Raw genomic sequence first — 26,507 nt, 5'->3', positions numbered from 1 at the left:
CGCTTGCGCCATGCATCCCGTCAAACTGGGCTTCAGGCGGCGGCGCGTTCTTCGTCGATGATGGCGCGGGCGACGGTGGCGCATTGGCCGCATTTGGGCTGGCGCCCCAGCGCGCGGTACATTTGGCAGGGCGTGACCGATCCGGCGCGGGCGGCTTCCCGGACCTGGCACTCGCGGATGGCATTGCAGACGCAGACGACCAAGACGCTCTCCTCAGCAGCGGCCTCCAATTACCGCTAATGAGAGTGGATCGCAAGCCTATTGCAAGGCATTTGCAGATTATTGTCGCGTGCCGCTGACCTGTCCCCGCGCGGCCAAGCGCCAAAGTCGTTCGAGCGGCCCCTGACCGAAATGGTTGAGCCATGGCCTGGACCAGAGCAGCATGCCCGCCCAGACGAGCGGCACCAGCAGATAGATGCTCGCCCGATCCCAGCGGGCGAACTGGCCGAGGCCATGGCCGTAAAAGACGAAGGTCATGACGATGCTGGTCGCGATATAGTTAGTGAAGGCCATGCGCCCGGCTGCAGCGATGCGGGTGGTCCACCAGCCGCCGGGGTGGAGCATTAATAGGATCAGCGCGGCGTAACCGACCGTGCCGATCAGTCGGACCGGTGCCTGTAACAGCAACTCGCTGAGCGCGACCGCGCGCACGTCATAGCTGCTCATCATGACGAAGGCCGCCATGCCGGCATAAGCCGGGATGGAAATACCGAGGCAGAGGATGGCGACACGCCGATACTGGGCGCGGGGCCATTCGCCGCTCAGAAAGCCGGACCGGAGCGCCGCCATGCCCAAGAACATGGCGCTCAGCGTCTCCGGGCCGATGCTGATCAGGTCGGATAGCGGGTTGCCGTTGTTCGCCAGACGAAAGCGGGTGGCGTCGATCCATGATCCGCGCATGGCGGTGATTTCGGGTTGGAGTATTTTGACGCCCGGCGTGCCGAACGCCGCCTGATAGGCGTCCCACAAGGCGACGGCTTGCGGGGTATTGCGGGCGGATGCCGCGAACAGGCCGAAGCATTCCAGCCCCGCCATCGCCATCGACAGCGCGACCATCGCGACGGCGGTGACCATCAATGTCCGGGCCTTGAGGCCAACAAAGCCCAGTGCGATCACGCCCGCCAGCGCGTAATGCGCCAGGATGTCACCGGTCCAGATGAAGCTGAGATGGATCATCCCCAGGACGAACAGGACGGCCATCCGGCGAAGGTGAAGCGCGGCGCCATTCTCTCCCGCATCGTCGGCGCGGTGCAGGATCAGCAGCATCGACGCGCCGAACAGCATCGAGAACAGCCCGCGCATCCGGCCGTTGATGAAGGTCTCCGTCAACAGCCACGCCGCGATGTCGGCCGGGCGCTCGCCACCCCAGGCGAGCGGGTTGGAATAGGCCGGGTCGGGCAGAGCGAAGCCCGGCATGTTGGCGGGCAGGATCGCCATCACCGCTACGCCACGCAGCGCATCGAGCGTCAGCAGTCGCCCGCGATCGATGAAGGCGGCCGGCGGGGTAGGGGGGCGATCGATCACATCATGGCTCCGGATGGCGCGATCGGCTTACCGCGACCCTCCCCGGATGCAACCGCCGGTCCGCGTGAAGCATTGGCTTGGCATGGGATTATCACCTCGCCTGACGGGCCGCGTCGCCGCACGGGCGCATCATTCGCCGGCGGCCTCGGCCTTTCTGCACAAGATCGAACCCTTTTTCGCGGGCAGCGAGGTGACCGGCGGCCCCTTGCTGCTGGCGACGATCCTGGCCCTGATCCTGACGAACAGCGCTTGGTCGGCGGGGTTCGAGGGCTTTTGGGATACGTCCCTGACCATCGGCTTCGGTGCGCGGTCGGTATCGCATCGGCTGGCGGAGTGGATCGACCATGCGTTGCTGCCGCTGTTCTTCGTGATCGTCGGTGCCGATGTGAAGCGCGAACTGGTCCTGGGACCGCTGGCGCGCTGGCGGACGGCGGCCTTTCCGCTGGCGGGGGCGATCGGGGGCATGGTGGTGCCGGTGGGGCTGTATCTGGCGGTGGCGGGCGGTACGCCGGCGGCACCGGGCTGGGGAAGCGTCATCACGACCGACACGGCCTTCGGCCTGGCGTTGATCGCATTGTTCGCGACGCGTCTGCCGGTCGGCTTGCGCGCGCTGATGCTGGCCTTCGCGGCCGTTGACGATGTCGGAGGCCTGCTGGTCATCGCCTTCGCCTATAGCGGTTCGATCGATCCCTGGGGGCTGGTGACGGCTGGTGTCGCCCTGGGCGGCATCGCCGGGTTGCGCCGGCTCGGCTGGATTTCGAGCGTGCCCTATGTCCTGCTCGCCCTGATCGTCTGGGGCGGCGTCTTGGAGTCGGGCGTCCATGCGACCATCGCGGGCGTCCTGATCGGATTGACGGTGCCGGTCGCGCCCCGGCTCGATCAAGGACGGTTCGCCGAGCGGGTGCAGCAGCGTGTCGACGAGTTTCAGGATGCGCACGGCGCCGCCGAGGAGGCGGACAACGAGGAAGAGGAACTGCGCCAGCGCGAGCGCGCCGAGGATCGTCTGGGCTATCTCCACGAAATGGCCTCGGCCACACGGGAGGCGAGCAGCCGCCTGATCGAGATACTGACCCCCTGGGTCAATTATGTCGTTCTGCCCCTGTTCGCCCTGTCCAATGTCCGCATCCATTTCTCCGCCGATCTGCTCGGGACGATCGGCAGTCCGCTGGTGCTGGGCGTGGTGGCGGGCTTGGTGGTCGGCAAGCCGCTGGGCTTCCTGACCTTTACCTGGCTGGCCAGCCTGTTGGGCGTGGCGGAGCGGCCGGATCAGGTGACGTGGCGCATGGTGATCGGCGTCGGTGCGCTGGCCGGGATCGGCTTTACGATCTCGCTGTTTATCGCCAGCCTGGCGTTCGGCGATGGGGAAATGCGTGAGACGGCGTCGCTGGGGGTGCTGATCGCGTCGCTGCTGGCCGCCGGGATCGGCTATGCGATCCTGTCATCCTGCGCGGAGCCCCGGCGCGCGGCCGAGGCTCCACCACAGGGTTAGGCGAGGGCCGCGTCCGCGCCCATGAGCGCGGGGAAGAAGCCCTCATGCGCGCGGCGCAGATCGTCAAGCGCCACGACGAAATCGCCATCCTCACGCTCGAAGATCAGGCGCGTGCCGGCGGTGCGGCCGATCCGCTCGACCTCGACGCCCGCCTGATGCGCATTGGCGAGGAAGTCGACCAGGGCGGTATCCTCGACCGTGGCGACGTACAGGCCCTGATCTTCCGCAAAGAGCTGGCGGCAGGCCTCGCCCGTTTCCGGGAACTGGATCAGCGCGCCGATATTGCCGGCCAGCGCCATTTCGGCGAGCGTCACCGCAATGCCGCCGTCCGAGACGTCGTGCACGGCGGTCAGATGGCCGGCGGTGATCGACTCGCGAACCAGATCGCCGGTGCGACGCTCGGCATCCAGATCGATCGACGGGGGCGGACCCGCATCGCGGCCCTCAATCCCATGGACTTCGCGCAGCCACAGCGACTGGCCGATCTCGCCCTTGGGCGTACCGATCAGGACGATGACGTCGCCGGTACCCTTGAAGGCGATGGTCGCCGACTTGGACCAGTCCGCCATCAGGCCGACGCCGCCGATCGCGGGCGTCGGCAGGATCGCCGAGCCGCCGCCGGTCGCCTTCGACTCGTTGTAGAGCGAGACGTTACCCGACACGATCGGATAGTCGAGCGCGCGGCACGCCTGGCTCATGCCCTCGAGACAGCCGACGATCTGGCCCATGATCTCGGGCCGCTGCGGGTTGGCGAAGTTGAGGCAGTTGGTAATGGCGAGCGGCTTGGCGCCGACCGCGGTGATGTTGCGCCACGTCTCGACGACCGCCTGCATGCCGCCGGTCACCGGATCGGCATAGCAATAGCGCGGCGTGCAGTCGGTGCTCATCGCGAGCCCCTTTTGCGTGCCGTGGACGCGGACGACGGCGGCATCGCCACCGGGGCGCTGCACCGTGTCGCCGCCGACCATATGATCATACTGCTCCCAGATCCACCGACGCGAGGCGATGTCGGGCGAGCCCATCAGCTTGAGCAGATCCGCCGCCGGGTCCTGACAACCGGGCGAGGTGATCGCGGCCGGAACCTCGGTCGGAACATGCGGACGGTCGTAAAGCGGTGCGTCATCGGCCAGCGGAGCCAAGGGGATGTCGCACACTACTTCGCCCTTGTGGCGCAGGACCATACGCCCGCTCTCGGTGACGTGACCGATGACCGCGAAATCCAGCTCCCACTTGCGGAAGATCGCTTCGGCGAAATCCTCGCGGCCGGGCTTCAGCACCATGAGCATGCGCTCCTGGCTCTCCGACAGCATCATTTCATACGCCGTCATGCCCTCTTCACGCTGGGGCACGTCGTCCATGATCAGCTCGATGCCGACGCCGCCCTTGGACGCCATCTCCACGCTCGAGGAGGTCAGGCCCGCCGCCCCCATGTCCTGGATCGCGACGATCGCGTCCGAGGCCATGAGTTCGAGGCACGCCTCGATCAGCAGCTTTTCGGTGAAGGGGTCGCCGACCTGCACGGTCGGGCGCTTGGCCTCCGCATCCTCGCCGAAATCGGCCGACGCCATGGTCGCGCCGTGGATACCGTCGCGACCGGTTTTGGAGCCGACATAGACGATCGGATTGCCGACGCCCGAAGCCGCCGAATAGAAGATTTTGTCCTGATCGGCGACGCCGACCGTCATCGCGTTGACCAGGATGTTGCCGTCATAGGCCGGGTGGAAGTTCACCTCGCCGCCGACGGTTGGCACGCCGACGCAATTGCCATAGCCGCCGATGCCGTGGACCACGCCCGAGATCAGGTGGCGCATCTTGGGGTGATCGGGCCGCCCGAAGCGCAGCGCGTTCAGGTTCGCAACCGGCCGCGCGCCCATCGTGAACACGTCGCGCAGGATACCGCCGACACCCGTCGCCGCACCCTGATAGGGCTCGATGTAGGACGGGTGATTATGGCTCTCCATCTTGAAAATGGCGGCCTGGCCGTCGCCGATGTCGATCACGCCCGCATTCTCACCCGGGCCGCAAATGACCTGAGGCCCTTCGGTGGGCAGCTTCTTCAGGTGGATGCGGCTCGACTTGTAGCTGCAATGCTCGGACCACATGACCGAGAAGATGCCGAGCTCCACGAGATTGGGCTCGCGGCCCAGCGCGGTCAGCACGCGCTGATATTCTTCTTCGGACAGGCCGTGGTCGGCGACGATCTGGGGCGTGATCTCGGTCATGGCCCGCGCCTTTAGCGAGGTGTCGCGGGTTCGTCACTATCGCTGTTGGCAATGATGCACCATGATCGGTACGGGACGGGAAACGAGGGGGCCGCGCAATGATCTTGGCGATGATGATGGGCGTGGCGTTGGCGAGCACGGAACTGCCGCCGGTGCCGGAGAGGACGATGCTGGCGGAGGTGCAGCATATCTATCGCGGGACGGGAAATCTGCTCTGGCCGGGTTTCGACAAGGTGCTGCTGGACCTCGTACTGATCGGGCCGGAGAGCGAAACGCTTTTCTGCCATGCGGCGGTAAAGGGTTTTGTCCCCGCCGGGCGCGATCCGCTGACGCAATGTCCGTTACAGACCCGTTCCCGCGAATTGGCGGTCGATCTTTCAGCCGCCGCCAACTTCTTTCCCGGCGGAGCAACGATCGCGATGGGTTATCCCAAGGCATTGGAGATGCCCCCTGCCTATTGGAAAGCCACGGTCCTTCATGAGGCCTTCCACCTCTACCAGTCGCATATAGCGGGCTATGCCCAAACTGTTGCTGCCCTGGGGTTGGCTGGTCGTTCGACCAATGGCAGTTGGATGCTGAACCACCCCTTCCCCTACGCCGATCCGCAGGTGGAGGCGGCCTTCCTAGCGATGGGAGATGCTGGACTGGCTTTTCTCAAAGCGACGTCACCAGAGCAACGACGTGCTACAACCAAGGCCTATGTCGCAAGACGTGAGACTGCCCTCGCTCAGGTGAGCGCTGCAAACCGTCGCTATTATGAATTTCAGGTTGGGCAGGAAGGCGTCGCACGCTGGACGGAACTGACATTGGCGCGGCAGGGCGACGCCGCCATGCGCGACGATGCGCTTGGCCGCTGGAAGGGCTTGGCGACCAGCCTGCGCTCGATCCGTGAGCAGGGTTTCAAGATCTGGAAACGGAGCGCATTCTATGTCTATGGCGCGATCGAGGCGGAGATGCTGGAGCGGGCAGGGGTGAACTGGCGCGACGAGTATCGCCGTCATCCCTTCGGTTTGGGCGATCAGTTGAAGCGATTGAACTAGGGCCTGTGGGGATTCACAAATCGTGATGGATGTGATTCACACTACGGATGGATCGGGACATACTGATGGACGCTCAATGGGCGAAGATCGAGCCTCATTGTTTAGGCAAGCGGACTGACCCTGGCCGAAGCGGCCGAGACAATCGGTTATTTGTGGAGGCGGTGTTGTGGATCGCGCGCACGGGCAGCCCGTGGCGTGATCTGCCGGAGCGGTTCGGCAACTGGAGTACGGCCTTCCGGCGCTTTCGCGACTGGCGCAAAGCCGATGTCTTCAAACGGATATTTGATGAACTGTCGGACGAGCCGGACCTCAAATATGCCATGGTCGATGCGACGATCGTCAAGGTCCACCGCCACGGCCAGGGCGCAAAAGGGGGACTCAGAGCCAGGCCATTGGACGCTCCAAAGGCGGCATGACGACCAAGATCCTCGCGCTGACTGATGCGCTGGGCAACCTCGTGCGCTTCCACCTGATGCCGGGACACCGCTTCGACACCGTCGGCGTTCCGCCGTTGATCGACGGGATCGCGTTCGATGGCCTGATCGCGGACAAGGCATTCGACAGCAACGCGATCATCGCCGACCTCGACGAGCGTGGAGCGGCGGTGATTATCTCGCAGCACCCACGGCGCATCGGCGCGCGCAAAATCGACCCCGCCATCTATGCGTGGCGGCACCTGATTGAGAACTTCTTTTGCAAGCTCAAAGAGTTCAAACGCATCGCCATGCGTGCCTGCAAAACCGATCGCAGCTTCGAGGCTATGATCTACCTCGCCGCCGCCATCATCAATTCACGATGAATCCCCACACGCCCTAGGCCAACCGCATCGCCACCGCGATCGCGATGCCCGACAGCGCTGCGGCGATCCAGCCGGCGCCGATACGGATTGCCGCCTCGATGCCGGCGGTCGAAACCATGGCCTGTTCGCTCTCCAGCTTGCGCGTCGTTGCGCGGATCAGGCGAGGCAAATCGTCCCCCAGCCGGTCGAGTTCCAGTGCCAGCGCGGCGGCGCGCTTGCCCCAGCGTTCGGGGGAGAGGCGCACCTCGACGATCCGCGCGGCGGCCCGGCGCAGCGCGTCCGACAGGTTGAAGTCGAGCTGGATACCGCTCAGCACGCCGTCGATCGTGATCAGCGCCTTGAACAGGAGCAGCAGGTCGGGCTGAAGGACGATACGTTCCTCGCGCAGGATCGGGAAGATGTCCGCCAGGATCGCCGCCAGCCGCAGTGATCCGCCGCCATGCCGGGCGATCAGCCGGTCGGCGACCGCCGCGAACCGGTCGGGCGCGATGTCGTCGGTCTGCGACCATTGCCGCATCGTTTCCGCCAGCAGCGCGGAATCGCTGTTTATGATCGCCTGGGTGAAGGCGATCACCTCTTCGCGCCGGCGCGGGGACACATGGCCGATCAGCCCCAGGTCGAGCAGCGCGATCCGGTTGCCGGGCAGGCAGAGCAGATTGCCGGGATGCGGATCGCCATGGAAACGCCCGTTGATCAGCGTCATGTCGAGCACGATGTCGGCCCCGCACGCGGCGATGGCCGCCGGGTCGATGCCCGCCTGCTCCAGGATTGCGGCGTTTCGGGGTGGGACGCCGTCGATATAGTCCATGACCAGCAAGGTCTCGGACGAGTGATCCCAATGGATGGTCGGCACCACGACACGCGGCTCGCGCGCGAAATCCTCGCGGAGCCGATCGGCGTTGCGCCCTTCGTTGGTGAAGTCCAGCTCCTCCAATATGTCACGGCTGAGTTCGCGGACCATCCGCGCCGCGCCATAGCGGCGTGCCTCGGCATTGGTCGCTTCGACCACCGCGGCGAATTGAGTCAGCAGGCGAAGGTCGGCCTCCATGATCGGGCGGATGCCGGGGCGGCGGATCTTGAGGACGACCTCGGTTCCGTCGGTCAGCGCCGCGCGGTGGACCTGTGCGATCGAGGCGGCGGCGAGCGGCTCGGCATCGAAGCGGGCGAAGGCGGTTTCGGGCGGCTCGCCCAAGGCAGCCTCGACCTGTTCGCGCAATTGCTCGAAGTGCAGGCGCGGGGCCGCGCTGTGCAGATGCTCCAGCTCCGCGATCCATTCGGGCGGCAGAAGATCGGAGCGGGTGGCGAGGATCTGTCCCAGCTTCACCCAGACGGGGCCCAAGGCCTCCATGGCGCGCCGTGTCCGGGCGGGCAGGTCGAAGGGCAGGGCATCGGGATCGCGGCGCGCCGGATCGAGGCCCAACCGGGCGAGCAGCACGTCCAGTCCGAAGCGCGAGGCCGTCGCGATCACCTCGGCCAATCGGGCGCGATCCCGCGCCGCGACGCGAATCGCCCCGATCATCGTCATCTCAGATATAAGGCGGCTGGGTGTAGCCGGCGGGGCTGAGCGTGAAGATTTCGCAGCCTTCCTCGGTGATGCCGATCGAATGTTCGAACTGCGCCGACAGCGATCGGTCGCGCGTCACCGCGGTCCATCCGTCGTCGAGCAGCTTCACGTCCGGCCGGCCGATATTGATCATCGGCTCGATGGTGAAGATCATCCCCGGCTTCAGCTCCGGACCGGTGCCGGGGCGGCCGGCATGGACAACCTCGGGCGCGTCATGGAACAACAGGCCCAGACCATGGCCGCAGAAATCGCGGACCACGCCATAGCGATGCTTTTCGGCATGACGCTGGATGGCGTTGGCGACGTCGCCCATATGATTGCCGGGCTTGGCCTGCTCGATACCCAGCATCAGGCATTCATAGGTCACCTCGACAAGCTTGCGCGCCTTCAGCGGCACGTCGCCGATCAGGTACATGCGGCTGGTGTCGCCGTGCCAGCCATCGACGATCGGGGTCACGTCGACATTGACGATGTCGCCCGACTTCAGCGCCTTGTCGGACGGGATGCCATGGCACACGACATGGTTGATCGACACGCAGGTCGAATGGGCATAGCCGCGATAGCCCAAAGTCGCGGGCACGCCGCCACGCTCGACGATGAAGTCATGGACCAGCCGGTTGATCTCGGCGGTGGTGACGCCCGGCACCATGTGCGGGACCAGCATGTCCAGCGTCTCGGCGGCCAGGCGGCCAGCCTTGTGCATGCCCTCGAACGCCTCACGGCCCCATAGCTTGATCGCGCCGTCCCGCCCCTGGGGCGCATCGGCGGAAACGGTCACATAATCGGTCATCGCGCGGATATAGCGTGGCGCGCGGCGTTTTGCGAGGCTATGTCACGGCGATGCAAGCTGCCCCTCGCTCAGAGCGCATCTGGACCGCCGCGCTGGTCGTCATAGGTGATGAAATCCTGTCCGGACGGACGCAGGACCGCAACATCGCCCAGCTTGCCGCATGGCTCAACGTTCAGGGCATCCGACTGGCCGAAGTGCGTGTCGTCGCCGACCAGACGGATGCGATCGGCGAGGCGGTGAACACGCTGCGGGTGCGCAACGACTATCTGTTCACAACGGGCGGCATCGGCCCGACCCATGACGACATCACCGTCGATGCGATCGCCGCCGCGCTGGATTTGCCGGTGATCGAGCATCCCGAGGCGCGCGCGATCCTGGAGGACTATTATACGACGCGGGGCGGGGTGACGCCGGCCCGGGCGCGCATGGCGCGGACGCCCGAGGGGGCTTCGCTGATCCCCAACCGCGTCTCGGGCGCACCGGGCATCCGGATCGGCAATATCTTCATCATGGCCGGCGTGCCGCATATCACCGCCGGCATGCTCGATGCGCTGACCGGTACGCTGGAGGGTGGACAGCCGGTTGTCTCGGGCACGATCGGCTGCTGGGTGGGCGAAAGCGAGGTCGCCGACCTGCTGCGCCAGGCGGAAAAGGCGCATGAGGGCGTCGCGATCGGCAGCTATCCCTTCTTCCGCGAGGGGCGGACGGGCGCGAATTTCGTTGTGCGCAGTCCCGATGCGGCGATGGTCGCGACCTGCATCGCCGACCTGACCGCCGCCCTGGAAGCGCAGGGCCACCGGGTCATTGCCGACGGCATCTGATCTTAGCGGTCCTTTAACCGCCGGTTTCGCATGGCGGAGGTCCGGGACGAGGATGGGATTTCAAGGCGTATGGCGGTGGTGGCATGAGAAAGCGGGCATGACGTCGCCGATCCTGGTGACCGGCGCGGCGGGCTTTATCGGCCATGCCGTCGTCCATCGCCTGCTCGAACGCGGTGAGACGGTGGTCGGCGTCGACATCGTCAACGACTATTATGATCCGGCGCTGAAGGCGGCGCGGCTCTCGACCTTCAACGGTCGCCGGGCCTTCCGCTTTCATCGCCTCGACATCGCCGATGCCGGTGCCATCGCGCGGCTGGTGCGTGAACAGGGCATCACCCGCGTCATCCACCTGGCGGCACAGGCGGGCGTGCGCCACAGCATCGCCAATCCCTTCGCCTATGAGCGCTCGAACATGGCCGGCCATTTGTCGGTGCTGGAGGCCTGTCGCCACCAACCCGGCTTCGAGCATCTCGTCTATGCTTCCTCCAGCTCGGTCTATGGCGACCGGCCGATGGGCGGGCAGGGGTTCAGCGAGGATGAGCCGTCGGTCGCCCCGGTCTCGCTTTACGCGGCGACCAAGCGCTCCTGCGAGCTGATGAGCCAGTCCTATGCCGCGCTCTACGGCTTTCCGCAGACGGGGTTGCGCTTCTTCACCGTCTATGGCCCCTGGGGGCGGCCGGACATGGCCTATTTCTCGTTCACCGACCGGATCATGGCCGGCCAGCCGATCGAAGTCTTCGGCGAAGGCCGCATGGCGCGCGACTTCACCTATATCGACGACATCGTCGACGGCATCATCGGCGCGCTCGATCACCCGCCCGAACGAGGCGACCACCGCATCCTCAATATCGGCGACAGCCAGCCGGTGCCGCTGATGGACATGATCGCCACCCTGGAACAGGCCCTGGGCCGCGAGGCGGTGAAGGTCATGCGCCCGATGCAGCCGGGCGATGTCACCGCGACCTATGCCGACATATCGAAGCTGCACGCCCTGACGGGTTATGCCCCGAAGGTCAGACTGGCGGAAGGATTGGGGCGTTTCGCGGCGTGGTATCGAGAGTATTACCGGGTCTGACCGCGTCAGCAAGGCGACCTGCACTTTTACCTGCCCGCAAGCATGGCATACGCTTGCACAGTGCCCGCCCTTCGCTTATTGAGCGTGCACCGTTTGTTGGAATTCAAACGAAACAGAGGCAGCAGGCCTTAGGAAACCGCAGGTTTTCGAGGGATTTGCGGGTGTAGCTCAATGGTAGAGCAGAAGCTTCCCAAGCTTACGACGAGGGTTCGATTCCCTTCACCCGCTCCATTCCTGACGGTGTAAGGCACACGCAGCTGCTACGGTTATTCTGATCGGTCGATTTGTTTTTCCGACGCTTCCTTCTGGTGGCGTGCCGCTTCCAGTACCGCAAGTGGTCCCAGAGCTCGGCCAAGCCGAAACAATGCTATGACGGCTTCGCTCTTGTTGAGGTCACCCATCTCTCGGACAGCATCGAGAAACGCGTGGTCCGGGTCGCTCAAGCGTACGCTCAAGTTCGGGTGCCATTTTGATTTACGTTGGCTCATGCGGCTGTCGGTAGCGGTTCGCGGCCCGCGCCTCGGCTTCGCCATACCAGTAATTGCATCGGCCGATCCGCTCGAAAGGTGTTCCAAGCCTTGATGCACAAGGCCACGCGTTCTGCTTCGGCCATTCGAGCACGGTTGGATGATTTCGTGCGAAGCAGACGTTCTCGCAAATGCAGGATCGGGCTGTCAGACGATAATTGGACCCCATCCCCCAATCTGGCGAAAAAATGATCGGCGCGTTCGGCATCCTTGTCGGCAAAGGTGCGATGCAAAGCGGCAGCCATCCCGCCACCCATGATTTCTCGGATCGTAGAAATCTGCTTGAGGCTGTTCCTGATCGATGGACGTCTATCGAGGAGGTCTAGCAGTTCGCCACTCGATGGTGATGAATTTGCGGCCAGCACAACGTTGTTTTCGAGCATCCAGAGCCAACGTAAGGCGGACGCAAAAACGATAGTGTTGCTCTCGCCTCGCTCGCGTAGGACATCGCTCATCGCGCGGCGCCGCCCGATGTCTAATGTACTGATGACGTCATTTTCGAGACCTTCAACGATGATGGCTGGAAAGCTCGTTTTCGCCTTCTTGGCGGCTTCCAATCGATGTTGCCCATCGATCAGCCTTCCGTCACGACTGATCTTTATGGTTTGACCATTAAGGCGCCACCGTCCGGCGGCCATGTCGCGGGCATATTTGTTCAGTACGGCAGAAGAAACGGAGCGATTTGGCGCACGGCCATCCAGCATCTTCTCGGCAATGTCCGGCGTAATCGTCACCAGCCTGACGTTTAGCTTTGCCGTTATGGTTGCCGCCGGAGCATTTGCCGGCAGATTTTTCTCCACTTGGCTCAGTGGACCCCAGTCCAGGGATTGCACGCGCGGGAATTTCTCTCCCGCCCCGAACCGCAAGGCCTTGATGGGCTTTCCGGCCTCAAAGGCATTCCATGCCTTTATGGCGATCGCGAGCATATAGGCCTGTTTGCGAGTACCGCCTTGGCTGCGCATTTGCAGCAAGACCTGCCGTAGCTGGACGACAGGGTGGTTGGGCGCCTCGATGGTCGGCTCTTGCAACTGAGTGAGAAAGAGCGTTGCTTTTACCGGGTTTATGGCGCTGGCAAGATGGTGCAGTGCAATTGCGCATCCGTGGGGCAGCAATGGTACGGCACGAAGTGCCGGCATGACGCTATCGCGAATTTGTGGCTTCTGCTCAAGTAAAGCCAAGAGCGCGGTGGGGCTGGGCGATTTGCCGCCGGGGCCATTCCCCAGGCCATAGGACCACAATATACGCAAGGCTGCCCCAAGTGGCCGCCCATGTTGTTCCTGGCGGATGGACAGGATGTCGGCGAGCGTCCGTTTCCGTATGGCATCGATCGATTCGAACGTGTCGTTGGCAATCCCGCGGATCACCAGCGTTTCGAATGTCGCTCCGCTATCGATGCAGGCATGAAGCCGCGCTCGGCCATCAAGGAGTGAGCCGTCGGTCCCGAACACGATGGGCGCTCCGTTCAGCACCCATCCTCCTGCCGCCATGTCTCGTGCAAATGACTCGCGCGACGACGTATCCACTTTGGCACTGCTGAACACACGTTCAAGCATTTGCTTGGCCAAGTTGGGGGCGATGCGTTCGACGCTGAAGGTGGGCGTGTCCATAGGCCGATCATAGCGCTCCGCCTTTACAGAGTTGAGACTCAAAGGTGTCACACAAGCGTCAATGTCGGCGGCGCTGGGTATGCAACGTTCGTGCGGGTATGTGCATCGACGAAGCAGGTGCTTGCGGTTCTTCGCGGATCGAAGGCGGCGCAATCTGTGTGACAGGGCACGTCTACTGTCACCTATTTCGTGCAGGCCTTCCACGACGAAGGGCGCAACTGTGAAGATTCTATGCTTCGCGCATCTGCCAGCTAGAATGAGCACCATGCGGCAAGCGGTTCGAGATCGATGCGCGCTGCTACGAAGCCCGCTGGCACATATGACGGGCGGTCTTAAATGGCATCAACGAGATGGCTGAAAATTACTATTGTGCCTGGCAACCCTGCGAGCCGCCCCTCAGAGCAAGAGGCCAAGTGCCGGCGTGTTCAATTTTAGCTGACGCACATCGCCTCCCGCACCGTCACCCGATGATCGACTGGCCCAGCGTCATCGTCTTGCCGTTGGTCACGATCACAAGGTCGCCCAGGCGGGTCGCGGCGAACAGCTTGCGGGCGAAGCCCGTGGGTACGCCGATGCAGCCATGCGTGGCGTTGCCATATTGTACGTCGCTGGCGTGGATCGCGACGCCGTCATTGGTCAGCCGCAGCATATAGGGCATCGGCGCGTCATAGAGGTTGGAGACGTGGTCGACGTCTTTCTGCAGGATCGGAAAGACGCCCAGCGGGGTCGGCATATTGTCCGCGCCGTAGATGATCGCGGCGGTCCCGATCTCATAGCCGTCTCGGAAGATGGACACGACCTGCGCAGCCAGATCGACGGTGATGACCACCGGGCCTTGCGGCGCCTCGCTTTCGTCCCAGACGAAATCACCGTGCCGCAGCGGCTTTTTGAGGTCGAGGATATGACGCACGACGAACGGCGCTGGCGACGGGGAAGCCGTTGGCGTCGGAGCCGGCAGCGGCGAAGGCTTCGCGGTCAGGGCTTGTGGCAGCGGTGCGCTTGCTGGGGTTGCCGGGGGATCGGCGCGGCGGACGAGCATCGCTCCACCGCCGATCGCCGTCAGCAGGATCGTACCGGCCAGGATTTGCAACGCTCGCATGGCTTGGGGCTTTAGCGGCTGCCGCTGAACGAAGCGTTAGCGAATTTCGACCGTGACATGGCCCAGCGCCGCCATGTCGGAAAGGCGGTCATGGATCACGGCACTGCTGAGCGGCGCTTGGATGCCTTCGACCGCCAGCACGACGGCGTGCGCCGTAGGGCCGATCCGCCAGATATGGAAGTCGTGGATGCGCGTGTCCCCTGGGGCTTCGACGCGGGCGCGGACTTCGTCCGCCAGCTTGGGGTCGGCGGCATCGAGCAGCACCGACGAGGCCTGGCGCATCAGCCCGACCGACCAGTTGGCGATCACGATCGCCCCCAGCAGGCCCACCGCCGGGTCAAGCCAGACCCAGCCCAGATAGCGCCCCGCCACCAGGGCCAGGATCGCCATGACCGAGGTCAGCGCATCGGCCAGCACATGGACATAGGCCGCGCGCATATTGGTGTCGCCGCCATGCTGGTCACGCGCGTGATCATGATCGTGATGATGGCCATGCCCATGCGCGTGGCCATGATGATGGTGGTGACGCCCGTGATGACCACCCGACAGCATGAAGGCGCTGATCAGGTTGATCGCCAGCCCCAGCACCGCGACCATGATCGCATCGCCGAAGACCACCGGATGCGGATCGGCCAGCCGGGTGATCGATTCATAGGCGATGAACAGCGACACGATGCCCAGCACCACCGCCGATCCGAACCCGGCCAGCTCGCCGACCTTGCCGGTGCCCCAGCTGTAACGGGGATTGGCGACATGACGCTTGGCATAGGAATAGGCGACCGCCGCGATGCCCAGCGCGCCGACATGCGTCGCCATGTGGAAGCCGTCCGCCAGCAGCGCCATCGATCCGGTCCAATAGCCGGCGACGATCTCACCCACCATCATCACCGCCGACAGCCACGCGACGGCCTTGGTCCGCCGGGCATTGTCGTCATGGGCGTGGCCCAGATAATCGTGGCTGTGCGTGATCACGACGTCGTCCTCTGGCTTTGCGAAATCAACGGAAATGGCGGCGTAGCAGCTTGGCGACCTCGGCGGCGGCGGCGGTGCGCTCGGCATCCGACAGGCCGGCGGCCGCGACATGCGCGTGGAGATGATCCTCGACCAGCTCGTCCATCAACCCCGCCACCGCGCCTCGCACCGCCGCGACGAGGTGCAGCGTCTCGGCGCAGTCGGCATCGGCGGTCACCGAGCGTTCGATCGCGGCGACCTGGCCCGCGATGCGGCGGACCCGCGCGATGATCTTTTCCTTGCTGGTCGTCACATGGGCCATAATGGATAGGGGTATAGGGTATATTGGCTGATGGATCAATCGCCGGCTTGCCCGTGCCGGATCACTCCGCCAAAGCCCCGATCACGGACGGATAAGCGGGAGTGCGATCATGCGGATGTGGCGGCGATGGGCGATGGCCCTGGTGGCGACATGCGGTGCCGTGCCGGTGTCGGCCGAATCGATCCTGTTCGTCGGCAACAGCTTCACCTTCGGCGCGAACTCGCCGGTCATGCGCTATCGCCCCGATGCGGTGCGCGACCTGAACAAGGAGGGGATTGGCGGCGTGCCCGCGCTGTTCAAGACCTTTGCCGAACAGGCCCGGCTGGACTGGACGGTCAGCCTGGAGACATCGCCGGGCAAGGACCTCATCTATCATTACGAGCAGAAGCGGAACGAGATCGACCGCCGCTGGGACGTCGTGATCCTTCAGAATTACAGCACGCTCGATGCGCAGAAGCCCGGCGATCCCGTGCGGCATCTGGAGGGGGTGGGGCTGATCTCGGACCTGCTGCGGCGTGCCAATCCGCGTGTCCGGATCGAGCTGGTCACGACCTGGAGCCGCGCGGACCTGACCTATCGCACCCCCAGTCCGTGGCATGGCAAACCGATCACGGCGATGGCCGACGATCTGGCGGCGGTGAACGCCTATACGCTGCGTCGCCGGCCGGAGCTGGCAGGGGCGATTCCGGTGGGGCAGGCATGGAACCGGGCCTGGCGTGACCGGGTCGCCGATCCCAACCCCTATGACGGCATCGCGTTCGGCCAGATCGATTTGTGGACCTGGGACCAGTATCACGCCAGCGCGGCGGGCTATTATCTCGAGGCGCTGGTGGTGTTCGGCAAGGTGACGGGGTTCGACGTCCGCCGGCTTGGCGAGAATGAGCGCGCCGGCCGCGATCTGGGGCTGGAGCCGCGGACGGTCGGGCGGCTCCAGGCGATCGCCCAGGCGGAGTTGACGAACCTCAGGCCGTAACGATCGCGCCGTCGCGCACGGTGACGGGCCACGCGGTCAGCGGCTGACCCGCACAGGGACCGCCCAGGCATTGCCCGTCTTCGATAGCGAAGATCGCGCCATGCCAGGAACAGGCGATCCGGTCGCCCTGCGGCGTCAGATAGGCGTCGAGCTGCTGCGCCAACGGCAGGCCCATATGCGGGCAGCGATCGACATAGCCATGAACGTGCTCGCCTCGCCGTACGATGAAGCCATGGAAACGGCCCGCCCGCATCTGGATGACGAAGTTCCGCGCGGCACCGTCCGCGATCGTCTCGAGCGGGCCTAGCCCGATCCCCGCCGGCGTGCTGGTCAGGCGCTCCTCGCTCATCCGGCATCGCCTTGGGCTTCGGGTGCGGCTTGCGGCACGCGCGCGCGCAGCCGGGCGGCGCTGGCCGTCAGCAGGGGGTAGGGGGCCAGATCGACCGCGAACCGCTCGGCATTATAGACCTGCGGCAGGATATGGCAGTCGGCCAGCGTCGGTGTCTCGCCATAGGCATAGTCGCCACCGTACCGCGCGATCAGGGTTTCGAGCGCTGCGAACCCTTCGGCGACCCATTGGCCGATCCAGCCGCGCACCGCCTCTTCGTCCGCCTCCATGTCGTGCCGGAGCCTGGTCAGGACGCGCAGATTGTTGATCGGATGGATGTCGCAGGCGACGATCGCCGCCATGGCACGCACCACGGCGCGGCCATGGGTGTCACGGGGCAGCAGCGGCGGATCGGGATAGCGTTCCTCCAGCCATTCGAGGATGGCTGGGCTTTGGATCAGCGGACCGTCTTCCGTCTCCAAGACCGGCACCAGTCCTTGCGGTTGAAGACGCCGATAGTCCTCGTCCCGCTGCGCGCCCGTCCGCAGGTCATGGGTGACGCTGTCATAGGCCAGCCCCTTCAAACCCAGCGCCAGCCGCACGCGATAGGCGGCGCTCGACCGCCAATAGCCGTGGAGCGTCGGCGTCACGGCAGCTTGGCCTTGGGAAAGTCCTTCCACACCGCATCATAATCGAGCTGGGCATGCGCCAGCGCGTGGGTGGTCGGGCGATAGGGCCAGCAGCTTTCGACCATGAAGGCCATCGTGCCCTCGATCCGGTGCGGCTTGAGCTCGGCGTGGCTCGCGCCCTGCCAACTGGCGAGGTCGGGGCCGTGGCCCGCCATCAGATTATGGAGCGACAGCCCGCCGGGGCGGAAGCCCTCCGCCTTGGCGTCATAGGCGCCGGTGATCAGCCCCATCGCCTCCGACATCACGTTGCGGTGGAACCAGGGCGGGCGGAAGGTGTCCTCCGCCACCATCCAGCGCGGCGGGAACAGGACCAGATCGGCGTTGGCGCGACCGGGCACGTCGCTCGGGGAGGTCAGCAGGGTGAAGATCGACGGATCGGGATGGTCGAAGCTGACCGTGTTGATCGTGTTGAAGCGCGACAGGTCGTAGCGCCATGGGGCGAGGTTGCCGTGCCATGCCACCACGTCGAGCGGGCTGTGATCCAGCGTCATCGTCCAGAGCGAGCCGAGGAATTTCTGGACGACCTGGGTCGGCTCGTCGCGATCCTCGAGCCAGGCGACGGGCGTCTCGAAATCGCGGGGATTCCCTAAGCCATTGGCGCCGATCGGTCCGAGGTCCGGCAGGCGGAACAGGCTGCCATGGTTTTCGGCGACATAGCCCGCCGCTTCACCATCGGGCAGTTCGACGCGGAAGCGCACGCCGCGCGGGACCAGCGCGATCTGGCCCGGCGCGATGTCGATCCGGCCGAGTTCGGTCAGGATGGTCAGGCGACCCGACCGGGGCAGGAATACCAGTTCGCCATCGGCATCGACGAACACCCGCTCCATGCTGCGATTGCAGGCATAGACATGGACCGCGACGCCCTCCAGATCGGCCGGGTCGCGGTTGACGAGCATCGTCGTCATGCCGTCGATCCAGTCGGTGCCAGGCGGCGTCATTGGCGCGGGGTCCCAGCGCAGCCGATTGGGGGGCAGGGGGGCGTCATGGGAGCCGGCTGCGAAGCGGGCTGCTGCTTCGTACGGCTCATAGGGCGGATGCTCGGCGGTCGGGCGCAGGCGGTAAAGCCAAGAGCGACGGTTTTCATGGCGCGGCGCGGTGAAGGCGGTGCCGGAAAGCTGCTCGGCATAAAGACCGTAAGCCGGCCGCTGCGGCGAGTTGCGGCCGATGGGGAGGGCACCCGGCACCGCCTCGGTGGCGATATGGTTGCCGAAGCCGGGGATGTAGGATGTCGTCATCGCATTTCCTCTCTACGACGTGCCAGCGATTCTCTGCGCAAGCCCCTCCCCTTCAGGGGAGGGGTTGGGGTGGGGCCTCTCCACGAGCGGATGGATGGAGGAAAAGCCCCACCCCCGGCCCCTCCCCTGAAGGGGAGGGGAGCAGCTTGGTATCAGGCGTCGACCGAAATCACACCGCGTCGAATCTGGTCGAGTTCAATGCTTTCGAACAACGCCTGGAAATTGCCGTTGCCGAAGCCTTCATTGCCCTTGCGCTGGATGATCTCGAAGAAGATCGGGCCGACCATATTCTCGGTGAAGATTTGCAGCAGGATACCCTCTTCACCGACATTGCCGTCGATCAGGATGCGATTGCGCTTCAGCCGGTCTAGGTCCTCGCCATGGTTCGGCACCCGCTTGTCGACCAGTTCGTAATAGGTCTCGATCGTGTCCTGCAGCCGCACGCCACGCTCGCGCAGCTTTTCCACCGTCTCGTAGATATTGTCGGTGGTCAGCGCGAGGTGCTGGATGCCTTCGCCATTATATTCGCGGATGAACTCCTCGATCTGGCTCTTCTCGTCCTGACTTTCGTTCAGCGGGATGCGGATCGCCTTGTCGGGGGCGATCATCGCCTGGCTGAACAGGCCGGTCGCCTTGCCCTTGATGTCGAAATACTTCTGCTCCTCGAAGCCGAACAGCTTGGAGTAGAAGCCCGACCAGGTGCGCATTTCGCCGCGCCGGACATTGTGGGTCAGGTGGTCGAGCAGGTCGAGGCCGACATTGTTCTCCGCCTCCGCCTGTTGCCAGCCTTCGATCTCATTCCAGCCGGCGAACAGGTCGCTGCCTGCCTTGACGAGGTAGAGATAGCTGCCGCCGATCCCTTCGATCGCCTTGGCATCGGGCGTCAGGCAACCGCGCGTCGCATCGACCGGGGTGGCGCCGCCCTGGATCGCATGATCGAACGCTTCCGCCGGGTCGGCGACATAGAAGCCCATGCCGCTGGCCGAGGGGCCATGCTCGGCCCGGAAGTCGGCGGCCTGGCCCCCATCCTCGGCGTTCAGCAGCAGGGTGATGCGGCCCTGCTTGTAACGGGTGATCGCCTTTTCGGGATGGCGATGGGTGGGGACGAAGCCCATCATGTCGAACTGGCGCGCCAGCGTCTCGGGCTCGGGGGTGGTGAACTCGCAAAAGGCGAAGCCGTCGAGGCCCAGCGGATTGTTCGGGGTGGTTGCCATGACGTCCAACTCCTGATCCAGTAACGTTGGTAACCAAATCGCAGACTGGAGAATTGGTGTCAAATGTTACGATCTCGCGAATTGCGGCTTGATGCCTTCCTTCCTTACCGTCTGTCGATCACGTCCAACCTGGTCAGCGACCATATCGCCAGTGCCTATCAGCAGCTGTTCGGCCTCACGATACCGGAGTGGCGACTGATCGCGATCGTCGCGGAGGAGGGCGCGGTCGCCCAGTCGGCGGTGTGCGAGCGCAGTCGTATGGACAAGGTCACGGTATCGCGCGCGGCGATCGCGATGGTCGGACGCGGCTTGATGGCACGCACGGCGCATGAGGGCGACCGACGCTCGCATCTGCTGGTGTTGACCGATGCCGGGCGAGAACTCTACGCGGATGTCTCGCCCAAGGCCTTGGAATTGGAGGGGCAATTGTTCGAAGGATTCCGCCCTGAGGAACTAGAAGCCTTCGTCGCGATGCTGCGCCGGATCGACAGCGTCGCGCTGTCGCTGCGGGATCAGCCCAGGATCGAGCGGTAGAGCGCCAGATACTCGTCCGCCATCCGATCGACCGAGAAACGGGTGGCGGCAGCCTGACGGCAGGCGGCGCGATCGATCTCGTCGATCCGGTCGATCGCGGCGATGGCCTCATCGATATTGTCGACCAGAAAGCCGGTCACACCATCCTCGATCAGCTCGGGCATCGATCCGCGTCGAATGGCGATGACCGGCGTTCCGCACGCCATGGCCTCGACGACCGACAGTCCGAACGGCTCGTCGAAATTGATGAGGTGGAGCAGCGCGCGGGCCTGACCCAGCGTTGCGGTCCGTGCGGCACCGCCGACGGGGCCGCGATAGACGATGCGGTCGTCATCGACATGCGGGCGGACCTCCCGCTCCCAATAGCCCTGATCCTGGACGATGCCGGCCATGACCAGGCGGCGGCCGCTGGCCTTCGCCGCCGCGATCGCTTCGGCGGCACCCTTGTCGGGATGGATGCGACCGAAGAACAGAAGATCGTCGTGACCCACGGGATCGAAAGGAAAATCATCGATCGGGATGCCGTGATGGATGGTCGCGGCATAGCGGAGGCGGGGGTGACGATCCGCGTCGGAGATTGCGACATAATGCACGCGGTCCTGATAGGGCTCGTACATCGGCATGATACGCTCGGAGGAAAAGCCGTGGATCGTCGTCACCATCGGCGTATCGACCAGCCGGGAAAAGGCATGCGCCGGGAAGTCCGCCTGATTGTGGATCAGATCGAACTCCGCCGCCCGCTCGAACACCGTGGCGAGGTGACGCATCTCCCAGACCTTGGCATCAATCGACGGGTCTTCCGAATAGGCGGCGGGCACCGGGCCGGCGAGTGTGGCTTGCGTGATGCTGTCCTGCGTGGCGAACAGCGTGACGTCGACGCCACGCGCGACCAGTGCTTCGGTCAGCAGGCTGGTGACCAGTTCCCAGGGCCCATAGGCGCGCGGCGGCGTGCGCCATGCGATCGGGGCGATCATCGCGATTTTCATGGCTTGGCGTCGACTTTCAGGATCAGCCCCTCATCGGGGCGCAGAATGGAGGGCGCGGTCCCGACCAGCGGGCCCGGCAGCGTGGAGAGGATGGGACGCGCCATCGGCAGATCGATCGGGGCGGGGCGGGCACCCAGGTTGAGTGCGACGATGATCCGTTCTCCGTCCTGTTCCCGCTCATAGGCCAGGACGTCACCCTCGGCTTCGATCAACCGGATCTTGCCGGTCGCCAGCGCCGGCGTCGAGCGCCGCAGGTTCAGGAGCGCCATGTGCAGCGTCAGCATCGAATTGGGGTCATCGCGCTCGGCAGCGACGTTGCGCGTTTGCCAACCGTCACCAAGCGGCAACCAGGGCTCGCCTTGCGTGAAGCCCGCTTGCGCACTGTCATCCCATGGCATGGGGGTGCGCACGGGGTCCCGGCCGAGCCCCAAACCCGGCTCGCGCAATTCTCGGGGATCACGAACTCGGTCCGAGGGGATGACGCCATTCTCCATCCCCAGCTCGTCACCATAATAGAGCGTCGGCGTGCCGCGCAGCGTGAGGAGGAGCATGGCCGCGACACGCGCCTGTGCCGCCCCGCGCTTGGTGGCGCTGCGCGGACGATCGTGATTGCCCAGCACCCAATTCGGCCAGCCGCCTTCGGGCAAGGCCGCTTCATAGTCCGCGATCATCCGCGCCAGCTCGCGCGCATGCCAGGGGGCGTCGATCAGCTGGAAATTGAACGGCAGGTGCACACCTTCGCCCGCCAGGCCATAATAGCGCATAAGTCGCTCGACCGGCAGGTAAATCTCTCCGATCAGGACGCGCTCGTCACCCTCTCGACCGAAGGCATCGGCGATGGCCCGCATGTCGGCCGCGATGTCGTGCACCTCGGGCTGGTCGGTCGAATGGAGCTGGAAGACCCGGTGCATCTCGCCGGTGGCGGGGTCCCAATCGGGGTTCAGCGGATTGTCGGGGAAATCGGCGTGCTTGACGATGTGCCACAACACATCGATCCGAAACCCGTCGACTCCGCGCGCGAACCAGAAGCGCAGGACGTCGAGCATCGCCGCCCGCACCTCCGGGTTGCGCCAGTTGAGATCGGGCTGCTCCTTCAGGAAGGCATGGGAATAATATTGGCCCGTTGCCGCGTCATAGGTCCAGGCCGGCCCGCCGAAGTCGCTGATCCAGTTGTTGGGCGGTCCGCCATCCGCCGCGGGGTCGCGCCAGATATACCAGTCGCGCTTCGAATTGTCCCGCGAGGACCGGCTTTCGACAAACCAGGGATGCTGGTCCGAGCTGTGATTGGGCACGAAGTCGAGGAGCAGCTTCAGCCCGCGCGCATGCGCCGACGCGAGGAGGGAGTCGAAATCGGCCAGCGTTCCGAACCGGGGATCGATGCCGCAATAATCCGCCACATCGTAACCGAAATCGGCCATAGGTGACGGAAAAATAGGAGATAACCAGATGGCATCGATGCCCAGATCGACGAGATAGTTGAGACGCGCCTCGATCCCCCGCAGATCGCCTATGCCGTCGTCATCACTATCCTGAAACGACCACGGATAGACCTGATAGAGGACGGCCGATTGCCACCAGGGCCTGGCGTTCACCGAAAGCGCTCCTTGGAAATGCGGGTCATGCGACAAGCCAGATCGGCCTCGCCACTGGCGATCAGATAATGGTCACCCTGATCGACGATCCCGGTCGAGAAGACCACGGGGGTCGGCAGATACATTTGATGCGCGATCGGCGCGGTAAGCGACGGATTGGCCTCCAATATCGCGGCATCGTCCTCAATGCGAAGGATCTTGGTCGGGTCCTTCGCATCGAACAGCGCCCAGAAACTGCGATAGATGCCCACGGCGTCGCGCCGTTCGACCCCGTGATAGAGGGTCAGCCAGCCTTGGTCCGTCAGGATCGGCGGCGTGCCGCCCCCGACCTTCATCGCCGAGGTCGATGCCTTGCGCGCGCGGATGCCGGGCGCTTCCAACGGTTTCCAGTGCAGGCCATCGGGCGAGGTCGCGAAATTGATCGAGGGGCCGCCGACAAAGGGGCTATTGGACGGATAGGCGAAATAGACCTCGCCCAAGGGCCGGGTCAGCGCCATGAAGCGCCCGTCGATCAGCCCCTCGAAGAACAGCATGTCCTTGTTCTGATGGTCGAGGATGATCCCGGCGAGCCGATAGTCGAGGCCATTGTCCGAGATGTGCAGCGTGGTCGAGTGCCGCTCGGCCGATACCGAACAGGTCGTTATATACCAGCGGTCGCCGATCCGGCTGATCCGTGCGTCCTCGACACCGTAATCCTGCCAGCTGGCCGCCGGCTCGATCACCTTGTCGTAATGCACCGCGACGATCTTTGCGCCATCGGGGGAGAGTTCGACCGGCAACAGCCAGGACAGCGAGGTGAGGGCGAGGATACGGTGCGCCGCGCCCCGAATGGCGAACTGGCGAGGATCGGTCATGTCGACTTGATCGACCGGATAGCGGTCGAGGACATAAGTCCCATCCTCCCACCGGATCGCGCGGACATGATCCCCATCGATGGGCTGCGACAGCGCTTCGGCGACGCGGACCATCAGCAACAGATTGCCGCTGGGCAATCGGGTCATGCCGGGATTGAAGGCGCCAAGGACGAATGTGGGTTCGGCGATACCCCGGCGCAGCGGCGATCGGGTGAGGTCGACATCGTCGGGGCGGAAGATCAGCTGGTCATCGGACATCGCCACGCCAACGTCTGCTCTCCCGTCCCGTTCCGCCTTATCGTGCGGTGGCGACCTTCAGGAAGACGGACCAGCGATGCTCGAAGAAACTGTCGGCGTCCAATCCGCCAAAGGGGTCGGGCAGATCGAATTGCAACCGGCGGCTGGGACCATCGAGCATGTCAGCGAGGAGATTGAACAAGCTTTGCGCCGGTTCGTCGCCGCGCAGCTCGCCGGCATCCTGCGCCGCGCGGACACAGGCAACGATCGGATCGCACAACACCCGGTCCCATGTCGCGAATCGCTGGCGGAGTTCTTCGGAGAAAACGGACTCGGATGTCATGAACGCCATGAATCGGACCGAATCGGGCTCGACGCAGAACAGGAAAAAGCGGCGGGCGGCAAAACGGAGTTTTTCCAACGGGCTGTGCCCCGTCCCGTCCTCATCCATCGCCTGGCGCAGGCGATCGAGGTCGCGGGTGACGACCGCGTCCAGCAGAGCCATCTTGCCGGTGTAGCGGCGATAGATGGTATGCTTGCTAACCCCCACAGATAGCGCCAATTCCTCCATCGAGGTGCCCTCGATGCCGCGCCGGCAAAAGGCTTCGCGCGCACCCGATAGAATGATGTCGTCAATATGTTGCGCCTGCTCCCGCGTGGGACGCCCTGCGCTTCTCTTGATGGTCGCCATGCGTCCCCTTTGCGGCCTGTAAGGCAGGAGGTCAAATTTAATTGCACCAGCACGTTGCTTTTCTGCGGGTGCGAGGTAGAGGGGAAACTCAATGACTCAAACGTCATGTGGTTCAGGGAGTTTCTCGGCGTGGCCAAATTTTTCGTTCCTGGGTCGTCGCTCGCGATGGCGCTCGCACTGGCGGCGTGCGGACAGGGCAATGAGCAGCAGCAACAGGCCGCCCCGCCGCCGCCCGTGGTGACGGCCATCACGGTCCAGGGTGCCGCGGTGCCCAACATCATCGAGCTGCCCGGCCGGATCGAGGCGATCCGCACCGCCGAGGTGCGCGCCCGGACCGACGGCATCGTCGAGGCGCGCCTGTACCGCGAAGGCACTGACGTCGCCGAGGGGCAGCCGCTGTTCCGCATCGACCAGCGCGACTATCGCGCGCAGGTGCAGCAGGCCCAGGCCGCGCTGGCCCGGGCCCAGGCGGCACGGGTGAATGCGGCCTCGATCGTGCGCCGTTACCAGCCGCTGGTGTCCGAACGCGCGGTCAGCGCGCAGGAGTTCGACGCGGCCCAGGCGACCCTGCGTCAGGCGGATGCGAGCGTGGCCGACGCGCGCGCCGCGCTGTCACGGGCGCAGTTGCAACTGAGCTACACCATCGTCCGCGCGCCGATCGCCGGCCGCGTCGGCCGCGCGCAGGTGACCGAGGGCGCGCTGGTCAGCGCGACTCAGGCGACGCCGCTGACCCAGGTCGACCAGATGTCGCCCATCTATGCCGTCTTCACCCAGTCCAATGCGGCGCTGAGCGAACTGATCAACCAGGCACGCTCGGGCGGTCTGGCGCTCCCCAACCTGTCGCAGATCACCGTGCGGCTGACGCTGGAGGACGGGACCGAATATGGGCCGACCGGGCAGATCGATTTCGCCGGCCAGACGGTCGATCCGACGACGGGCAGCCAGCAGCTTCGCGCGCGTTTCCCGAACGCCAATCGCGCGCTGTTGCCCGGCCAGTTCGTCCGCGCGCATGTGACGGCGGGTACCATCCGCAACGGCATCTCGGTGCCGCAGCGCGCGGTCCAGCTGAGCAACCAGGCCGCCTCGGTAATGGTCGTCGATGGATCGGGCACGGTCCAGGCGCGGCCAATCACGCTGGGCGGACAGGTCGGCAGCAACTGGGTCGTCCTCTCGGGGCTGAAGCCCGGCGAGAAGGTCGTGACCGAGGGTTGGCAGAAGGTGCAGCCGGGCCAGAAGGTCCGCATCCAGGCGCCGAACCAGGGCGGCGCACCCGCCAATGGGCAACAGGCGCAGGGCCAGCCGGGCGGACAGCCCGCCGCTGGTCGCTGATCGCCGGGGAACGCA

General features: G+C 64.8%; 25 protein-coding genes and 1 tRNA gene. 9 read left to right on the top strand and 17 right to left on the bottom strand.

What is annotated here, in order from left to right; genetic code table 11:
* Nucleotides 1–32: 32 nt before the first annotated feature.
* Nucleotides 33–203: a (2Fe-2S)-binding protein gene (locus ACQHGV_RS07735; RefSeq protein ID WP_183952493.1), complete on the bottom strand. Its 171-nt coding sequence runs from the start codon at nucleotides 201–203 to the stop codon at nucleotides 33–35.
* A gap of 76 nt (nucleotides 204–279) precedes the next feature.
* On the bottom strand, nucleotides 280–1,524 hold the full coding sequence (locus tag ACQHGV_RS07730; RefSeq protein WP_440980046.1) for a DUF418 domain-containing protein: 1,245 nt from the start codon (nucleotides 1,522–1,524) through the stop codon (nucleotides 280–282).
* An 82-nt stretch (nucleotides 1,525–1,606) separates the two neighbouring features.
* On the opposite strand from ACQHGV_RS07730, the gene nhaA reads away from it, so the two are divergent.
* Nucleotides 1,607–3,013 carry a Na+/H+ antiporter NhaA gene (gene nhaA, locus ACQHGV_RS07725; protein ID WP_440980045.1) on the top strand — a complete coding sequence of 469 codons (1,407 nt, stop codon included), beginning with the start codon at nucleotides 1,607–1,609 and terminating at the stop codon, nucleotides 3,011–3,013.
* On the opposite strand, the gene purL is transcribed toward nhaA, so the two are convergent.
* Nucleotides 3,010–5,235 (bottom strand): phosphoribosylformylglycinamidine synthase subunit PurL, encoded by a 2,226-nt coding sequence (purL, locus tag ACQHGV_RS07720; protein WP_440980044.1) that lies wholly within the window; start codon nucleotides 5,233–5,235, stop codon nucleotides 3,010–3,012. The two genes, nhaA and purL, sit on opposite strands and share 4 nt — an antisense overlap.
* A 98-nt stretch (nucleotides 5,236–5,333) precedes the next feature.
* On the opposite strand from purL, the gene ACQHGV_RS07715 reads away from it, so the two are divergent.
* Together ACQHGV_RS07715 and ACQHGV_RS07710 are read left to right on the top strand one after the other, a co-directional pair.
* The gene (locus ACQHGV_RS07715) at nucleotides 5,334–6,275 is read left to right on the top strand and encodes a hypothetical protein (RefSeq protein WP_440980043.1); all 942 of its coding nucleotides are present in this window, start codon (nucleotides 5,334–5,336) and stop codon (nucleotides 6,273–6,275) included.
* A gap of 47 nt (nucleotides 6,276–6,322) precedes the next feature.
* A protein-coding gene (locus ACQHGV_RS07710) for an IS5 family transposase (RefSeq protein WP_440980042.1) occupies nucleotides 6,323–7,074 on the top strand; the annotation gives its coding sequence in 2 pieces (ribosomal slippage) (nucleotides 6,323–6,653 and nucleotides 6,653–7,074; 753 coding nt in all).
* A gap of 13 nt (nucleotides 7,075–7,087) precedes the next feature.
* Here ACQHGV_RS07710 and ACQHGV_RS07705 read toward each other — a convergent pair.
* Both ACQHGV_RS07705 and map read right to left on the bottom strand, forming a co-directional pair.
* Nucleotides 7,088–8,593, bottom strand: a complete 1,506-nt coding sequence (locus tag ACQHGV_RS07705) for an ABC1 kinase family protein (RefSeq protein WP_440980041.1) — start codon at nucleotides 8,591–8,593, stop codon at nucleotides 7,088–7,090.
* 7 nt (nucleotides 8,594–8,600) lie between these two features.
* A complete protein-coding gene (gene map / locus ACQHGV_RS07700; protein WP_440980040.1) occupies nucleotides 8,601–9,428 on the bottom strand; it encodes a type I methionyl aminopeptidase in 828 nt (275 codons plus the stop codon).
* 50 nt (nucleotides 9,429–9,478) lie between these two features.
* Between map and ACQHGV_RS07695 the strand changes: the two genes are divergently transcribed.
* From ACQHGV_RS07695 to ACQHGV_RS07685, 3 genes are all read left to right on the top strand, one after another.
* On the top strand, nucleotides 9,479–10,249 hold the full coding sequence (locus ACQHGV_RS07695) for a competence/damage-inducible protein A (protein ID WP_440980039.1): 771 nt from the start codon (nucleotides 9,479–9,481) through the stop codon (nucleotides 10,247–10,249).
* Between the two features lie 97 nt (nucleotides 10,250–10,346).
* A complete protein-coding gene (locus ACQHGV_RS07690) occupies nucleotides 10,347–11,324 on the top strand; it encodes an NAD-dependent epimerase/dehydratase family protein (protein ID WP_440980038.1) in 978 nt (325 codons plus the stop codon).
* Nucleotides 11,325–11,481: 157 nt separating this feature from the next.
* Nucleotides 11,482–11,555 (top strand) — tRNA-Gly (locus ACQHGV_RS07685).
* 253 nt (nucleotides 11,556–11,808) lie between these two features.
* On the opposite strand, the gene ACQHGV_RS07680 is transcribed toward ACQHGV_RS07685, so the two are convergent.
* From ACQHGV_RS07680 to ACQHGV_RS07665, 4 genes are all read right to left on the bottom strand, one after another.
* Entirely contained in the window at nucleotides 11,809–13,458 is a 1,650-nt protein-coding gene (locus ACQHGV_RS07680; RefSeq protein WP_440980037.1) for a hypothetical protein, read from the bottom strand.
* A 460-nt stretch (nucleotides 13,459–13,918) separates the two neighbouring features.
* On the bottom strand, nucleotides 13,919–14,557 hold the full coding sequence (locus ACQHGV_RS07675) for a L,D-transpeptidase family protein (RefSeq protein ID WP_440980036.1): 639 nt from the start codon (nucleotides 14,555–14,557) through the stop codon (nucleotides 13,919–13,921).
* Between the two features lie 36 nt (nucleotides 14,558–14,593).
* On the bottom strand, nucleotides 14,594–15,529 hold the full coding sequence (gene dmeF / locus ACQHGV_RS07670; RefSeq protein WP_440980035.1) for a CDF family Co(II)/Ni(II) efflux transporter DmeF: 936 nt from the start codon (nucleotides 15,527–15,529) through the stop codon (nucleotides 14,594–14,596).
* A 25-nt stretch (nucleotides 15,530–15,554) separates the two neighbouring features.
* Nucleotides 15,555–15,830 carry a metal/formaldehyde-sensitive transcriptional repressor gene (locus ACQHGV_RS07665; protein WP_183950955.1) on the bottom strand — a complete coding sequence of 92 codons (276 nt, stop codon included), beginning with the start codon at nucleotides 15,828–15,830 and terminating at the stop codon, nucleotides 15,555–15,557.
* A gap of 109 nt (nucleotides 15,831–15,939) precedes the next feature.
* On the opposite strand from ACQHGV_RS07665, the gene ACQHGV_RS07660 reads away from it, so the two are divergent.
* Nucleotides 15,940–16,803: a PEP-CTERM sorting domain-containing protein gene (locus ACQHGV_RS07660; protein ID WP_440980034.1), complete on the top strand. Its 864-nt coding sequence runs from the start codon at nucleotides 15,940–15,942 to the stop codon at nucleotides 16,801–16,803.
* On the opposite strand, the gene ACQHGV_RS07655 is transcribed toward ACQHGV_RS07660, so the two are convergent.
* From ACQHGV_RS07655 to hppD, 4 genes are all read right to left on the bottom strand, one after another.
* The gene (locus ACQHGV_RS07655) at nucleotides 16,793–17,152 is read right to left on the bottom strand and encodes a Rieske (2Fe-2S) protein (RefSeq protein WP_440980033.1); all 360 of its coding nucleotides are present in this window, start codon (nucleotides 17,150–17,152) and stop codon (nucleotides 16,793–16,795) included. The two genes, ACQHGV_RS07660 and ACQHGV_RS07655, sit on opposite strands and share 11 nt — an antisense overlap.
* Nucleotides 17,149–17,781: a maleylacetoacetate isomerase gene (maiA, locus tag ACQHGV_RS07650; protein ID WP_440980032.1), complete on the bottom strand. Its 633-nt coding sequence runs from the start codon at nucleotides 17,779–17,781 to the stop codon at nucleotides 17,149–17,151. The genes ACQHGV_RS07655 and maiA overlap by 4 nt, the downstream gene beginning before the upstream one ends.
* Nucleotides 17,778–19,055 carry a homogentisate 1,2-dioxygenase gene (hmgA, locus tag ACQHGV_RS07645; protein ID WP_440980031.1) on the bottom strand — a complete coding sequence of 426 codons (1,278 nt, stop codon included), beginning with the start codon at nucleotides 19,053–19,055 and terminating at the stop codon, nucleotides 17,778–17,780. The genes maiA and hmgA overlap by 4 nt, the downstream gene beginning before the upstream one ends.
* A gap of 152 nt (nucleotides 19,056–19,207) precedes the next feature.
* Nucleotides 19,208–20,269 (bottom strand): 4-hydroxyphenylpyruvate dioxygenase, encoded by a 1,062-nt coding sequence (gene hppD, locus ACQHGV_RS07640; RefSeq protein ID WP_440980030.1) that lies wholly within the window; start codon nucleotides 20,267–20,269, stop codon nucleotides 19,208–19,210.
* 63 nt (nucleotides 20,270–20,332) lie between these two features.
* Between hppD and ACQHGV_RS07635 the strand changes: the two genes are divergently transcribed.
* Entirely contained in the window at nucleotides 20,333–20,803 is a 471-nt protein-coding gene (locus ACQHGV_RS07635; protein ID WP_440980029.1) for a MarR family winged helix-turn-helix transcriptional regulator, read from the top strand.
* On the opposite strand, the gene ACQHGV_RS07630 is transcribed toward ACQHGV_RS07635, so the two are convergent.
* From ACQHGV_RS07630 to ACQHGV_RS07615, 4 genes are read right to left on the bottom strand one after another with little or no spacing between them, the layout of a single operon-like run.
* Complete coding sequence (locus ACQHGV_RS07630) at nucleotides 20,782–21,789, bottom strand: glycosyltransferase family 4 protein (RefSeq protein WP_440980028.1); 1,008 nt, start codon at nucleotides 21,787–21,789, stop codon at nucleotides 20,782–20,784. The two genes, ACQHGV_RS07635 and ACQHGV_RS07630, sit on opposite strands and share 22 nt — an antisense overlap.
* Nucleotides 21,786–23,381, bottom strand: a complete 1,596-nt coding sequence (locus ACQHGV_RS07625) for an alpha-amylase family glycosyl hydrolase (protein ID WP_440980027.1) — start codon at nucleotides 23,379–23,381, stop codon at nucleotides 21,786–21,788. Before ACQHGV_RS07625 ends, ACQHGV_RS07630 begins: the two co-directional genes overlap by 4 nt.
* Nucleotides 23,378–24,493: a glycosidase gene (locus ACQHGV_RS07620; protein ID WP_440980167.1), complete on the bottom strand. Its 1,116-nt coding sequence runs from the start codon at nucleotides 24,491–24,493 to the stop codon at nucleotides 23,378–23,380. The genes ACQHGV_RS07625 and ACQHGV_RS07620 overlap by 4 nt, the downstream gene beginning before the upstream one ends.
* Before the next feature lie 37 nt (nucleotides 24,494–24,530).
* Complete coding sequence (locus ACQHGV_RS07615) at nucleotides 24,531–25,163, bottom strand: TetR/AcrR family transcriptional regulator (RefSeq protein WP_440980026.1); 633 nt, start codon at nucleotides 25,161–25,163, stop codon at nucleotides 24,531–24,533.
* A 129-nt stretch (nucleotides 25,164–25,292) separates the two neighbouring features.
* Here ACQHGV_RS07615 and ACQHGV_RS07610 point away from each other — a divergent pair, with 129 nt between their 5' ends.
* Nucleotides 25,293–26,492, top strand: a complete 1,200-nt coding sequence (locus tag ACQHGV_RS07610) for an efflux RND transporter periplasmic adaptor subunit (protein WP_440980025.1) — start codon at nucleotides 25,293–25,295, stop codon at nucleotides 26,490–26,492.
* The last annotated feature ends 15 nt before the right edge of the window (nucleotides 26,493–26,507 follow it).

The organism is Sphingomonas pseudosanguinis (assembly GCF_052056765.1).
Lineage (GTDB): Bacteria > Pseudomonadota > Alphaproteobacteria > Sphingomonadales > Sphingomonadaceae > Sphingomonas > Sphingomonas pseudosanguinis.
The sequence above is the reverse complement of the archived record's forward strand: the minus strand, read 5'-3'. Positions and strand labels throughout refer to the sequence as shown.